The 14133-nt window shown below is 67.3% G+C and carries 10 protein-coding genes; 8 read left to right on the top strand and 2 right to left on the bottom strand.

Features of this window, described 5'->3' with window-relative positions:
- Positions 1–118: 118 nt before the first annotated feature.
- The 7 genes from J2X70_RS18460 (at position 119) to J2X70_RS18430 (ending at position 10812) form a co-directional block, all read left to right on the top strand.
- The gene (locus J2X70_RS18460; RefSeq protein WP_309911591.1) at positions 119–2803 is read left to right on the top strand and encodes a DUF2339 domain-containing protein; all 2685 of its coding nucleotides are present in this window, start codon (positions 119–121) and stop codon (positions 2801–2803) included.
- Positions 2800–4176 (top strand): DUF3999 domain-containing protein, encoded by a 1377-nt coding sequence (locus J2X70_RS18455; RefSeq protein WP_279208869.1) that lies wholly within the window; start codon positions 2800–2802, stop codon positions 4174–4176. Before J2X70_RS18460 ends, J2X70_RS18455 begins: the two co-directional genes overlap by 4 nt.
- A 696-nt stretch (positions 4177–4872) precedes the next feature.
- Positions 4873–6048 carry a phosphoglycerate kinase gene (locus J2X70_RS18450; RefSeq protein WP_309911588.1) on the top strand — a complete coding sequence of 392 codons (1176 nt, stop codon included), beginning with the start codon at positions 4873–4875 and terminating at the stop codon, positions 6046–6048.
- Positions 6045–6713, top strand: coding sequence for an HAD hydrolase-like protein (locus J2X70_RS18445; protein ID WP_051501629.1), 669 nt, complete (start codon positions 6045–6047; stop codon positions 6711–6713). Before J2X70_RS18450 ends, J2X70_RS18445 begins: the two co-directional genes overlap by 4 nt.
- 181 nt (positions 6714–6894) lie before the next feature.
- Complete coding sequence (gene pyk / locus J2X70_RS18440) at positions 6895–8361, top strand: pyruvate kinase (protein WP_032975201.1); 1467 nt, start codon at positions 6895–6897, stop codon at positions 8359–8361.
- A gap of 197 nt (positions 8362–8558) precedes the next feature.
- Entirely contained in the window at positions 8559–9563 is a 1005-nt protein-coding gene (locus J2X70_RS18435) for a class I fructose-bisphosphate aldolase (RefSeq protein ID WP_025874258.1), read from the top strand.
- Between the two features lie 136 nt (positions 9564–9699).
- Positions 9700–10812, top strand: a complete 1113-nt coding sequence (locus tag J2X70_RS18430) for an ABC transporter substrate-binding protein (RefSeq protein WP_309911586.1) — start codon at positions 9700–9702, stop codon at positions 10810–10812.
- 71 nt (positions 10813–10883) lie between these two features.
- Here the strand turns inward: J2X70_RS18430 and J2X70_RS18425 are convergent, their stop codons facing one another.
- The gene (locus J2X70_RS18425; RefSeq protein ID WP_309911584.1) at positions 10884–11480 is read right to left on the bottom strand and encodes an O-acetyl-ADP-ribose deacetylase; all 597 of its coding nucleotides are present in this window, start codon (positions 11478–11480) and stop codon (positions 10884–10886) included.
- A 322-nt stretch (positions 11481–11802) separates the two neighbouring features.
- Positions 11803–12762: a cysteine synthase A gene (gene cysK / locus J2X70_RS18420; RefSeq protein WP_032975199.1), complete on the bottom strand. Its 960-nt coding sequence runs from the start codon at positions 12760–12762 to the stop codon at positions 11803–11805.
- A gap of 208 nt (positions 12763–12970) precedes the next feature.
- On the opposite strand from cysK, the gene J2X70_RS18415 reads away from it, so the two are divergent.
- Entirely contained in the window at positions 12971–13954 is a 984-nt protein-coding gene (locus J2X70_RS18415) for a LysR family transcriptional regulator (protein ID WP_025874261.1), read from the top strand.
- Positions 13955–14133: the final 179 nt, after the last annotated feature.

The following is a 14133-nucleotide window of genomic DNA, read 5'->3' as shown; positions in this document are numbered from 1 at the left end:
AGATCGTCGCGCGAACCCCGGCCTGGCCGGGGTTCGTCGTTTAAGGGGCCCGGCCTGACGTAGCATGGGCCCGTCGACCGCCGCCATCGTGGCGCGGGATCGCATTGGAAGGCGAGGAATGGAAGCACTCTTGGTCCTGGCAGTACTGGTCCTGCTGGCGATACCGCTGCTGCTGGTGGTGGCGCTGGTGATGATTGCCGGCCTGCGCCGGCGGGTCGCCGCGCTGGAAGCCGCACAGAGCGTGCAGGTCGCGCCCAACCCGGCAGGGACCGTAGACCGTGCGTCCTCGGCCGTGGCCGAGCCGCCGCGCGCGCCTGCGGCAACACGTGAACCCAGCAGCGAGCCCTCGTTCCTGCGGCCCACGGCGGCCACGGCCCCGCCGCCGGTTGCCGCCCGCGAGGAGCTGCCGCCGCCGGCCCAACCCGCGCGTCCGTCGCCGCCACCGCCATTGCCACCTGAGCCCACATTGCCACCCTTGCCAGCGGAACCGGCCCTGCCGAACCTGGTCGAGCGCGCGATCGGTGCGATCAAGCACTGGTTCACCCAGGGCAATGTGCCGGTGAAGATCGGCATGCTGGTGCTGTTGGCCGGCGTTGCTGCGCTGCTCAAGTACGTCAGCGACCAGGGCTGGCTGGTGGTGCCGGTCGAGCTGCGGCTGGCGGGCATCACCGTCGGTGCGCTGGGCCTGCTGGCCTTCGGCTGGCACCAGCGCGAGCGCCGGCGGATGTTCGCGCTGGCCCTGCAGGGGGGCGCCATCGGCGTACTGCTGCTGACCATCTTCGCTGCCTTCAAGCGTTTCGATCTGCTCGCGCCCGGCTTCGCTTTTGCCAGCTCGATCGCGCTGGTGGCGGGGCTGTGCGTGCTGGCGGTCGTGCAGAACTCGAGGACGTTGGCAGTGCTGGGCATCCTGGCCGGCTTCATGGCGCCGCTGTGGCTGTCCACCGGCAGTGGCAACCACGTCGGCCTGTTCAGCTACTACGCCGTGCTCAACGCGGGCATTTTCGCCATTGCCTGGTATCGCCCGTGGCGTGTGCTGAACCTGCTGGGTTTCGCGTTCACCTTCGGCATCGGCACCTTCTGGGGCGTGCTGCAGTACGACGCGGCCAAGTTCGCCAGTACCGAACCGTTCCTGCTGCTGTTCTTCGTCTTCTATCTGCTGATTCCGTTGTTGTATGCGCGCCGGCAGCCGGCCGGGCGTCGCGATCTGGTCGACGGCAGCCTGGTGTTCGGCACGCCGCTGATCGCCTTCTCGTTGCAGGCCGGCATGCTGCACGAACAACCGATGACGCTGGCCCTGTGCGCGCTGGGCCTGGCAGCGATCTATGCGTTGCTGGCACGGGCCCTGATCGCACGCGCGTCGTACACGGTGCTGGCGCAGTCGCATGCGGTACTGGCGGTGGGCTTTGCGACGCTGGCGGTGCCGCTGGCATTGTCGGCGCGGGCCACCGGTGCGGTGTTCGCGCTGGAAGGTGCCGGCCTGGCGTGGCTGGGGTTGCGCCAGAAGCGCTGGTTGCCGCAGGTGACCGGTGCGCTGCTGCAGCTCGCCGCCGCATTCGCATTCGTGGTGGGCGCCGACCATTGGCACCAGGACCAGCGTTTCCTGCTCAACCCGACCGCGATCGGCGCACTGCTGCTGGCCGTGGCGGGTTTCGCGGCGGCGTGGAGCTATCAGCGCAGGCAGCGCCATGACATCGCCCTGGCGTACTACCTGTGGGGCCAGCTGTGGTGGTTGGGCGGTCTGGTGCATGAAATCGGCCGCTTCTTCCAGCATTCGGCGCAGGCCGACTCGGTGTTGGTGCTGGCCGCCGTCACCGCCTGGCTGACCTCGGAGGTGCAACGCCGCATGCCGGCACGTGCGCTGGGCGTGACCGCGTTGGCGATGCTGGCCGCCGGCTTCCCGCTGGCCCTGCTGCAGAGCGATGCCCACCAGCAGCCCTTTGCCGGCTATGGCGCATTGGCGTGGGCGGTGTTCGCCATGCTTGGCGTGCGCAGCCTGCTGTGCCTGCGCCAGGGCAGCGGCGGCGTGGCCCGTATCGCGCAGTTCCTGTGGTGGCTGCTGTGGCCGTCGCTGCTTTCGCTGCTGGCCCTGTGGGGCGGCGGCGACGCGCGCCTGGCGCAGGGCTGGACCGCGTTGCTGGTCACGTTGCCGTGGCTGCTGCTGGCGGCGCTGTCGCTGTGGCGCTGGAACGTGCTGCGCTGGCCGCTGGGTGCTGCGTTTGATCCGGTGCGCCTGCCGCTGCAGTGCGTGATTTTCGCGGTGCTGGCGCTGGCCTGGTTGTTCGGCCTGACCCTGGCGGGCGACGCCACGCCGTTGCCGTGGTTGCCGCTGCTCAATCCTGCCGAGCTTGCACAGTGGGTCAGCCTGCTGCTGATCGCGCGCTGGCTGTATGACCCGCAGGGACCAGCGCAGCTGCAGCGGTTGCGTGTGCCGGTGCTGGCCGTGGCCGGTTTCATCGCGTTGACCAGCACGGTGCTGCATGGCGTGCATCATTGGGGTGGGGTCGCCTGGGATCCGACGATGGCCCGCTTCAGCTTGGCCCAGACCAGCCTGACCGTGTTGTGGAGCGTACTGGGCGTGATCGCCTGGGTGTGGGGCTCGCGTCGCGGCCAGCGTGTGCTGTGGATGGTCGGTGCCGTGTTGATGGCCGTGGTGCTGGCCAAGCTGGTGCTGATCGACCGCCAGCATCTGGGCAACCTGCTGGGAATCGCATCGTTCATCGCCTACGGCCTGCTGTGCACCGTGGTGGGCTACCTGGCGCCCGCGCCGCCGAGCGCGCCGCCAACCGTGGAGGAAAACCAATGAGGAAGTGGAGCCGAGCGTTGCTGCCGGTCTTGTTCGGCGTGGCCGGTGCGGTTGCCGCGCAGGCCACGGACTACCGCGCGCAGTACGCCGAACAGTGGCCACTGAGCCTGTCCAGCGCGCAGTCCGGTGCCTATCGGGTGGTGCTGGAGCCGGCGATCTACCGCCGCGCAGGCGCCGCTGATCTGGGCGATCTGCAGGTGTTCAACGCTGCCGGCCAGGCATTGCCGTCGGCGCTGCTGGCGCCGGACCAGCCGTTGGCGCAGCCGCCGGTGCAGCGCGAGCTGCCGTGGTTCGCGCTGCCACCACTGGCCGAGGCCCAGCGCAACGACCTGCAGCTGCTGACCGAGCGCGATACCGACGGCCGTGTGCGCCGGGTCGAGGCCAGGCTTGGTGGTGGTGCGGTGGCGAACGGGCAGGGCGGCTGGTTGATCGATGCCAGCGTGCTTGGCCAGCAGCCGCTGGCAGCGCTGGTGCTGGACTGGGCCGAAAGTGGCCAGCCGCTGCAGGCGCAGGTACAGCTTGACGCCAGCGATGATCTGCAGCACTGGCAGTCGATCGCCCGTGATGTCCCCCTGGTGGACCTGCAGCGTGCGGGCAAGCGCCTGCTGCAGCGACGCCTGCAGGTCGACAGCAATGTGCGCTACCTGCGGATCCTGCCGCAGGGCGAGGCGCGCCTGCCGGAGCTGCGCAGTGTATTGGCCGAACTGCCGCCGGCACCGGCAACGGTGCCCTGGGAGTGGCTGTCGCTGACACCGACCGCGCAGGGCAAGGGGGAATTCACCTTTGAGCTGGATGGTCGATTCCCGGTGACCCGCGCCGACGTGGCCAGCACCGACAACAGCCTGGTGCAGTGGACCCTGTTCAGCCGCGACGACGAAAGCGCCGAGTGGCAGCGCCGCAGCGCGCCCTGGATCGCCTATCAGCTGCAGCAGGGGGCACCGGGCCAGCGCCAGCAATCGGCGGCACAGCCGTTGGGCGGCATGTACCGCGACCGTTACTGGAAGCTGGTCGCGAGCCCGGTGGAGACCACCAGCGCCCCGACCCTGCGCCTGGGCTATCAACCGGAGGTGATGGTGTTCCTCAGCCAGGGCGCAGCGCCCTACGCGCTGGCCGTGGGCAGCACGACCGCGCGTCGCGCGGAGGCGCCGATCACGGTGCTGATCGAGGAACTGCGGCAGCGCAATGATCCGTCGTGGCAGCCGACGCTGGCACGCTTGGAGGGCAGTCCGGAGACGCTCGCCGGTGACGCAGCGCTGAAGCCGCAGCACGACTGGAAGGCGTGGTTGCTGTGGGCGTTGCTGGGGCTGGGCGTGCTGGTTGTTGGTGGACTGGCGTTGAGCCTGCTGAAGCAGAAGCCGTCGCCTTCGGCGTAGTTTGCAGCGAACGGCGCAGCCCCTCGTGGGTGGGCAGTCGTTGAGAGCAGAAGCCGTGGTCTGGCCGGGCGGGTGGACTGTGCAGGCGACGCCGCAAGTACGTCCTTGTAGCAGAAGCCGTGGTTTGGCCGGGCGGGTGGGCTGTGCAGGGGACGCCGCAAGTACGTCCTTGTAGGCTTGGCAGCCGCATCCATGCGGCTGACACCCCTGCCCAGCCCACCCGCCCGGCCTCTGACAATTTCCGTGTGCGTCCACCCACGGAAAAGAAAAAAGAAGAGCAAGAGCAGAAGCGGGTCGCTTCGCTCGACGGCCGTCGGGGTCGGATCCGTTTTCCGCAGGAGAACGGATCCGACCCCTTCTTTCTTCATCCGACCCCAGAAACCGCCTTTGCTTTTGCCTTTGCTGTCCGCTCCGCCTCATGAACCTGTCGAGGCCGGGGTGGTGTGGGGTCGCGGGGGCGTAAGCGCCATGGATGGCGCGCCCGAGCCTCCAGGGATGGATTCACGGCGTCCCCGCGGGCCCACACCGCCCCGGCCCACCCACAGCACCACGAAGCGCCAGTGCTTCGGCCGTTGCCGTTGCTGTTGCCGTTGCTTCGAAGCCTGCCGCAGGCAGCGGCGCGGCCGCCAGCCGCACCCGATACAATGACCGTCTGCCGCACGCCGGCATCCCATCTCCAGAGCCAAAGAGTTGCCCATGTCCATCGTCCGCATGACCGACCTCGACCTCTCCGGCAAGCGCGTGCTGATCCGCCAGGATCTGAACGTGCCGATCGAGAATGGCCGCATCACCTCCGAACAGCGCATCACCGCTTCCCTGCCGACGCTCAAGCGCGCGCTGGAGCAGGGCGCGGCGGTGATGGTCACCTCGCACCTGGGCCGCCCCAAGGAAGGCGTGTGGAGCGAAGCCGATTCGCTGACGCCGGTGGCCGAGCGCCTGTCGGTGCTGCTGGGTCGCGAAGTGCCGCTGGTGCGTGACTGGGTCGACGGCGTCGACGTGCAGCCGGGCCAGCTGGTGCTGCTGGAAAACTGCCGCATGAACGTTGGCGAGGGCAAGGACGATGAAGCCCTGTCGAAGAAGTACGCCGCCCTCTGCGATGTGTTCGTGATGGATGCGTTCGGTACCGCGCACCGCGCGCAGGCATCCACCCATGGCGTGATCCGTTTCGCCCCGGTCGCTGCCGGTGGCCCGCTGCTGATGGCCGAGCTGGATGCACTGGCACTGGCGCTGGATGCGCCGGCCAAGCCGCTGCTGGCCATCGTCGCCGGCAGCAAGGTCAGCACCAAGCTGGAGCTGCTGGCCAACCTGGTCGGCAAGGTCGACCAGCTGATTGTCGGTGGCGGCATCGCCAACACCTTCATCGCGGCGGCCGGCTACAAGGTCGGCAAGTCGCTGTACGAGCCGGACCTGCTGGATACCGCCCGGAAGATCGTGGCCGACGCCAAGGCGCGGGGTGCGGACATCCCGCTGCCGGTGGACGTGGTCACCGCCAAGCAGTTCCTGCCCGACGCGGCTGCAGAAGTGAAGGCCGTCGATGCGGTGGCCGAGGATGACCTGATCCTGGATATCGGCCCGCAGACGGCCGCGCAGTACGCACAGCTGATCGCCAAGGCCGGCACCGTGGTCTGGAACGGCCCGGTCGGCGTGTTCGAGTTCGAAGCCTTCAGCAAGGGCACCGAAGCGCTGGCCCGCGCCATCGCCAGCTCGCCGGCGTTCTCCATCGCCGGTGGTGGCGATACCCTGGCCGCGGTCGACAAGTTCGATATCGCCCAGCAGGTCAGCTACATCTCCACCGGTGGCGGCGCGTTCCTGGAATTCCTGGAAGGCAAGACGCTGCCGGCGGTGGCTGCCCTGGCCGCGCGCGGCGCATGAGCGTCGATCCGCGGGTGGACGGAGAAGAGCGTGCAACGCTCTTCTTCGACATGGACGGCACGCTGATCGATTCGGAAGTGGGCATCACCACCTGCATCGCCTATGCGCTGCAGAAGATGGATCACCCGGTGCCGCCGCAGGAAACGTTGCTGGGCTGGATCGGCCCATCGCTGCGCACCACGTTTGCGCCGTTGTTCGGTGAGCCCGAGCGGGTGGAGCAGGCCGTGGCCTTCTATCGCGAGCGTTTCGACGTGGAAGGCTGGCGCGAGCATACGATCTACCCGGACATCGAAGCGGTGGTACGCGCGCTGCACGCACGCGGCCATCGCCTTGCGGTGGTCACCGCCAAGAACGAGCCGCATGCCCGCCGCATCGTCGAGCATCTGCCGTTCGGTGGCCTGTTCGAGGACGTGATCGGTTCAACTCCGGATGGCTCGCGCAGCAGCAAGCCGCAGCTGGTGGGCGAGGCGCTGCATCGGCTGCAGCTGGCGCCGGAACGCTGCTGGATGATCGGCGACCGCCGCATGGACATCGAGGGCGCCCGTCACCACGGGCTGCGCAGTGTGGGCGTGCTGTGGGGCTTTGGTGGCGAGCAGGAGCTGACCGAGGCCGGTGCCGGGCAGCTGGCCCGTGATCCGGCGCAGCTGCTGGCCTTGCTTGCCTGAGTTGGACGATGCCGCGCGCCGGGCCTTGCCCGGCGGCGTTTCCGCTGCCATCGACCAGCGTATGTCCGGAACATGTCCATGCGATGTCCCGCAGAGTCAGGCAGCACAAGGCTGTAACCGTATACATGGGACGTGAAGGATGTGCTAATTTCCGTCCTTTAACGGGAGAGGCCCATCCATCATGTTCGAGCGTCAGCGTCGCACCAAGATCCTTGCCACCCTCGGTCCGGCTACCGATCCGCCGGGCGTGCTGGAGGATCTGTTCCGCGCCGGCGTCAACGTGGTGCGCCTCAACTTCAGCCACGGTGACCCGTCCGGCCAGGCCAAGCGTGCCGCCGATGTGCGCGCCGCCGCGCAGCGCGTGGGTGTTGAAGTGGGCATCCTGGCAGACCTGCCGGGCCCGAAGATCCGCATCGAGCGCTTCGCCGAGGGCAAGGTGCATCTCAAGGCCGGTGACCGCTTCGACCTGATCGCCAGCACCGATGCCGGCCCCGGCGATGCCACCCAGGTGGGCGTGAGCTACCTCGGCCTGCCGCAGGACGTGACCGCCGGTGACGTGCTGCTGCTCGACGATGGCCTGATGCAGCTGCAGGTGGTGGAAGTGCAGGGCGAGCGCATCATCAACACCGTGCTCAACGATGGTCCGTTGTCCGATCGCAAGGGCCTGAACAAGCAGGGCGGTGGCCTGTCGCTGGGCGCGCTGACCGAGCGCGACAAGGAACTGATCGGCATCGTCGCCAAGATCGGCGTGGATTTCATCGCCGTATCGTTCTGCCGCAATGCGCAGGACATGAACGATGCGCGCGAGATCGCCGAATCGCACGGCTGCTACGCCGCGCTGGTGTCCAAGATCGAGCGCACCGAGGCCATCGAGAACCTGGAAGAGATCGTCGACGCCAGTGACGTGGTGATGGTGGCGCGTGGCGACCTGGGCGTGGAAATCGGCGATGCCGAACTGCCGGGCCTGCAGAAGAAGATCATCAAGGCCTCGCTGGCGCAGAACAAGGTGGTGATCACCGCCACCCAGATGCTGCAGTCGATGGTCGAAAGCCCGATCCCGACCCGTGCCGAAGTGCTGGACGTGGCCAACTCGGTCATCGACGGTACCGATGCGGTGATGCTGTCGGCCGAAACCGCCGCCGGTGCGTATCCGGTCAAGGCGGTCGAAGCGATGGCGCGCATCTGCCTGGGTGCCGAGCGCCAGTTCCAGACCGAGACCGACTTCGGCGCTTCGCCGCGCAACCTGGAACGTGCCGACCAGGCCATTGCCATGGCCACCATGTTCCTGTCCCAGCACGTGGGCGTGCGCGCGATCGTGGCGATGACCGAATCCGGTGGCACCGCGCGCTACCTGTCGCGATTCCGTGCCTCGGCACCGGTGTTCGCGGTCACCCGCCACGACGGCGCCCGCCGGCAGATGGCGCTGATGCGCGATGTGTTCCCGATCAACTTCGACAGCCGGGGCTTCACCCCGCGCGAAGCCGCACGCGGCAGCATCCGCCTGCTGGTGGAGGGCGGCATGCTGCAGGCCGGCGACCGTGTGGTGTTCACCAGCGGTGAGCACATGGAAACCCACGGCGCGACCAATACCCTGCGCCTGCTGGAAGTGGGCGAAGACGGCCGCGCCAGCGGTCTGGGCGACCTGTAAGAGGTGGCCACATCGGGTCGGAGCCGCGGCGCGGATCCGACCCGGGGTCAGATCCCCGAAAGGGGCTCTGACCCGATCCGGCAGGACATTTCCTGTCCCGCACAGACAGTGGAACCGGTTCCATCCGAGCCTCCACGTCGGGGCAACGGATAGCGGGGCTATACTTACGTTTTTCCCGCACCCGCCACAGGAAGTACATGAGCATCGAACAGCTGGCTGAAACCGCCCAGGCCATGGTTGCCCCGGGCAAGGGCATCATCGCGATCGACGAATCCACCGGTACCATCGCCAAGCGCTTTGCCAGCGTAGGCATCGAGAACACCGAAGAGAACCGTCGCGCCTACCGCGAACTGCTGCTGACCACGCCGAAGCTCAACGAGCACATTTCCGGCGCCATCCTGTACGACGAGACCATCCGCCAGTCGACCAAGGACGGCGTGCCGTTCGCCAAGTACATGTCCGACCACGGCATGATCCCGGGCATCAAGGTGGACAAGGGTGCGCACCCGCTGGCCGGCTGCCCGGGCGAGCTGGTCACCGAGGGCCTGGACGGCCTGCGCGAGCGCCTGCAGGAGTACTACAAGCTGGGCGCGCGCTTTGCCAAGTGGCGTGCGGTCATCAACATCGGCGAGAGCATTCCGTCGGGCACCTGCATCGAGTCCAACGCGCATGCGCTGGCCCGCTACGCCGCGCTGTGCCAGGAATGCGGCCTGGTGCCGATGGTCGAGCCGGAAGTGATCATGGACGGCGAGCACGACATCGAGACCTGCTACGAAGTCACCGAAGCCACCCTGCGTTCGCTGTTCGACGCGCTGTACCAGCAGAACGTGCTGCTGGAAGGCACCATCCTGAAGGCTTCGATGGTCATCTCCGGCAAGGGCTGCGACGAGCAGGCCGATGTCGAGGAAGTGGCCGAGTCGACCGTGATGTGCCTGAAGAGCACCGTGCCGGCGATCCTGCCGGGCGTGGTGTTCCTGTCCGGTGGCCAGAGCGATGAGCAGTCCACCGCCCACCTCAACGCCATGAACCAGATGGGCAACCTGCCGTGGCCGCTGAGCTTCTCTTATGGCCGTGCCATGCAGCAGGCGGCGCTGAAGCTGTGGGCCAAGGACATGAAGGGCAACTACGCCGCAGCACAGAAGACCGTCTACGAGCGTGCCAAGGAAAACGGCCAGGCCGCGCTGGGCAAGTGGAACGGCTGATCCGCAGGTTCTGCAGCATGAACTGAACAGGGCAGCGCCGGCATCATGCCGGCGTTTGCTTTTGCCGGTATCGTTGCCGCCTCCCGCACGCCAGGCCAGTGCGGGGGGCATACATGGAAGGCCAAGGAGAAGGAACATGCGTATCACCGCAATTACGCTGGCCGTTGCCACGGTGCTGGCTGTCGGCGGCTGCAACCGGATGGGTGGCAGCACGGACATGGGCAAGGCCCCCTCGCTGGAGTTCGACAAGCCGGTCTCCGGCGAAATCACCTCGCGCAGCGGCGTCAATTTCAACGATGGCAGCCACCATCAGCTGTACCAGCTGAAGCTGGAAGACAAGCAACTGGCCGGCATCACGTTGACCGGTGCGCTGCGCGGCTCGATCGCCGTGTTCAACAATGGCGTGCTGGTGGCCAGCAGCAACTCGGGCTACGAGCGCGGCAACGACGTCTCGCTGGCGTTCCGCGCCAACGGCACTGGCAGCTACCAGGTGGCCATCAATGCCGACGGCCCCTCCGCCTTCGGTCCGTACCGCCTGCGCGCCGAGAAACTGGTGCCGTATGACGGCAAGCCGATAGTGGCCGAAGGTGAGATCGCCGACCTGCTGGCCTCCAAGTCGCAGGATTACACCCTGCAGGTGGACAAGGCGGGCATGTACGAAATCCGCCTGGAATCGAAGGCGTTCGATACGGTGCTGAAGCTGGATGGCAACGGCGTCCAGTCGGAGAACGACGATGGCGGTGATGACACCAATTCGCGCATCGGCATGCCGCTGGAACCGGGCAAGTACACCCTGCGCGTGCGCAGCCTGGATGAAGACAGTACCGGCGCTTTCAAACTGACGGCCAAGCGCACCGAGCTGCCGGCCAACATGGTCATGCGTGATGGCACCTCCCTGCCGAACACCGGAAGTGTGTTCGCCATGCTCGATGGCGAAGGCCGCCGCCGCTTCCTGCTGAGCCTGCCGCGTGCGGCCGATGTGCGCCTGGACGCCATTTCCAGCCAGGTGGATACGGTACTGCGTGTGGTCGGCGGCGACGTGGAGCTGGTCAATGACGATGGTGGCAACGGCACCAACGCACGCGTGGAAGAATCGCTGCCTGCCGGCCACTACACCGTGGACGTGTCCAGCCTGAGCGATGAAGCGGGCATGGTGGAAGTACGCGTGCAGATCGACGGCGCCGCTTCGGCCGCTGCATCAGCTGCTGCTACGGCGGCGGCCGACGCCGCCGCTGAAGCGACGGACTGACGCCGCCACGAGGATGCAAACGAAAAGGCCGGGCATTGCCCGGCCTTTTTTCTTCCACACACGGCGTTGTTTCAATGCGCCGGCACGAAGCCGGTATCGCCCAAGGGCGACAGCAGCGAACCGCGCCCGCTGTCGGCGACCTGGCCTGCGGCCGACAGTGCCTGCTGGTAGGCCTTGGCGGTCGCCGTGTTGAACGCCACCAGCACGATCCGCATCGGCTGGGCGTGGCTGCGCTGCCAGGCGAGTGTTTCGGTGACCGCGATCTGTGCGGCCTGGTACAGCGGATAGCCATACACACCGCAGCTGATGGCCGGGAACGCGATCGACTGCAGGTTCAGTGATTCGGCCAGCTGCAGCGACTTCCAGTAGCAGTTCGCCAGCAATGCCGGTTCGTCGCGCTGGCCGTCGTGCCAGGCCGGACCGACCGTATGCAGTACGTGCCGTGCCGGAAGCGCATAGGCATCGGTTGCGCGCACCTCACCGGTCGGGCAGCGCACACCGGGGCGCAGCTCCGGCAGACGCTCGCACTCGGCCAGCAGGCCAGGGCCGGCCGCACGATGGATGGCGCCGTCGACACCGCCGCCACCGAGCAGTGATTCATTGGCCGCGTTGACGATCGCATCCACCGCCAGGGCCGTAATGTCGCCCTGCCACACTTCGATCTTCATGCGTCCGTCTCCTGCCTGTAGTTGTTGCGCGCCGTGCCCACGCTGGCTGCACCCGCATCTTGCGGGACAGGGCATCGATGCTGCGTCATGACCGTCTCATGCACTGCGATCCGCGCTGTTCATGCACGATGGCCGGCGGCGCCTTCACGCAGGCTGAAGCGAGCGCCGCAGGCGGGCAAAACGAAAGTTTTCGGGGTGAATCTCTTATGATTTCTGGGGAAAGCTGTCCGCTTCCGTCGGCAATACCCAGACAGGATCACCCAAATAGCAAACGCCCACCGCGAGGGTGGGCGTCATCCTGCTGTCATCGACAACGCGGCGATCAGGGCAGACCGGCCAACCAGTCGTCGTCCGAACCTTCATTGACGTCGGCGAACAGCGGCGTGGAGAAGTAGCGTTCACCGGTGTCCGGCAACATCGCCAGGATCACCGCGCCCGGTTCGGCGCGATCTGCCACGTCCAGTGCGCTGGCAACCGTGGCACCGGCGGAGATGCCTACGAAGATGCCTTCCTCCGCCGCCAGCCGGCGGGCGGTGGCGATCGCGCGGTCATCTTCCACCGTCACCAGTTCGTCCACCACATTGCGGTTGAGCACATCGGGCACGAAGTCCGGGGTCCAGCCCTGGATCTTGTGCGGCTTCCAGTCATCGCCCTTCAGCAAGGCGGCGCCGGCCGGCTCGGTGGCGATGATGCGGGTGTCCGGGCGGGCGACCTTCAGTACTTCGCCGACGCCGGTCAAGGTGCCGCCGGTTCCCCAGCCACTCACGAAGTAGTCCAGCCGCTTGCCGGCGAAATCACGCAGGATCTCCGCGGCGGTGGTGTTGCGGTGGTAGGCCGGGTTGGCCGGGTTGGCGAACTGGCTGGCCAGGAACCAACCGTGTTCCTCGGCCAGCTCGCGCGCCCTGCGCACCATGCCGCTGCCGCGCTCGGCGGCCGGGGTCAGGATGACCTTCGCGCCGTAGGCCCGCATCAGCTTGCGGCGTTCCACCGAGAAGGTCTCGACCATGGTCGCCACGAACTTGTAGCCGCGTGCGGCCGCCACCATCGCCAGGGCGACGCCGGTGTTGCCCGAGGTGGCTTCGACGATGGTGTCGCCCGGCTTGAGCAGGCCACGCTGTTCGGCATCGAGGATGATCGCCAGCGCCAGGCGATCCTTCACCGAGCCGCCCGGATTGAAGGACTCGACCTTGGCGTACAGGGTCACGCCCTGCGGCGCCAGTCGCTGCAGCTTGACGATGGGGGTGTTGCCGATGGTGTCGAGGATGGAGTCGTACAGGGCCATGGGAGCGCTCCAGGAACAGGCCGCGCCGGGCTCGGCGGGCGAAAAGGAAGTGGGCTGGCTGTTCAGGCCAGCGGCTGCCGGCTGACCGTAGCGCCGGCATATGACGCCCGGAAATGACCAGATACCTTTCTTAAACAACCTTTGGTTATAAGCTGGTGACGGCAATTGACCCTAGAGTGGACCTCCGCCCCCACATCGCCCGCCTGCCATGACGCTGACCCAGCTGCGCTACCTGGTTGCCATCGCCGACGCCGAGCTGAACATCACGCTCGCCGCCTCGCGCGTGCATGCCACCCAGCCTGGGCTGTCCAAGCAGCTCAAGCAGCTGGAGGACGAACTGGGCTTCCTGCTGTTCGTACGCAAGGGGCGCAGCCTGGAGTCGGTCACCCCGGCTGGCACCGAAGTGATCAGCCGCGCCCGCGCGGTGCTGTCCGAGGCCAACAACATCCGCACCTACGCGGCCAACCAGCGTCGCGAGAGCCAGGGCCAGCTGATCCTGACCACCACCCACACCCAGGCGCGTTTCGTGCTGCCGCCGGCGGTGGCGCGCATCAAGCAGGCCTATCCCCAGGTCAGCGTGCACCTGCAGCAGGCCGGTGAGGCCGATGCGCTGGACCGGCTGAACCAGGGCGATGCCGATATCGCGATCATCAGTACCGCCGGCAGTGAACCCAGCGATGGCATCGCCGTGCCGCTGTTCCGCTGGCGGCGGCTGGTGGTGGTGCCCAAGGGCCATCCGCTGGATCGCGCCGGGCGCGCACCGGACCTGGCGGCATTGTCACGCCAGCCGTTGATCAGCTACGAATCCTCGACCCGGCCCAACTCCTCGTTGCAGCGCGCTTTTGCCGCGCAGAGCCTGGTACCCGATCTGGCGCTGACGGCGCTGGATGCGGACCTGATCAAGACTTATGTGCGTACGGGTCTGGGGGTAGGTCTGCTGGCCGAGATGGCGATCAGCGCCAACGATGAAGACCTGCGGGTATGGCCGGCGCCGGCACCGATCACCGAGTGCGTGGCCTGGGCGGTGCTGCCGCGCGACCGGGTGCTGCGCGACTACGCGCTGGAGCTGGTGCATGTGCTGGCCCCGCAGATCGATCCGCGCGACCTGCGGCGGGTGCTGGATGGCAACCAGGCCGCGTCCTGGCCGGTGCCGCCGACCTGGGAATCGCTGACCCAGACCATCACGGTGTGAGGTTGGTCGAGCAGGGCTGCGCCCTGCACCTGCTACGACATTCAAGCAACAGCAATGGCAACAGCGGGCATTCCGTGGGATGGCGGGGCGGTGTGGGTAGGCAGGACACGCCGTAAACCCGTCCTTGGGGGCTCGATGGCGCCATCCATGGCGCCAACGGTCCTGCCTACCCACACCGC

The sequence above is a fragment of the Stenotrophomonas sp. 1337 genome, from assembly GCF_031455455.1.
In the GTDB taxonomy this organism is placed as follows: Bacteria; Pseudomonadota; Gammaproteobacteria; order Xanthomonadales; family Xanthomonadaceae; genus Stenotrophomonas; species Stenotrophomonas indicatrix.
The sequence above is the reverse complement of the archived record's forward strand: the minus strand, read 5'-3'. Positions and strand labels throughout refer to the sequence as shown.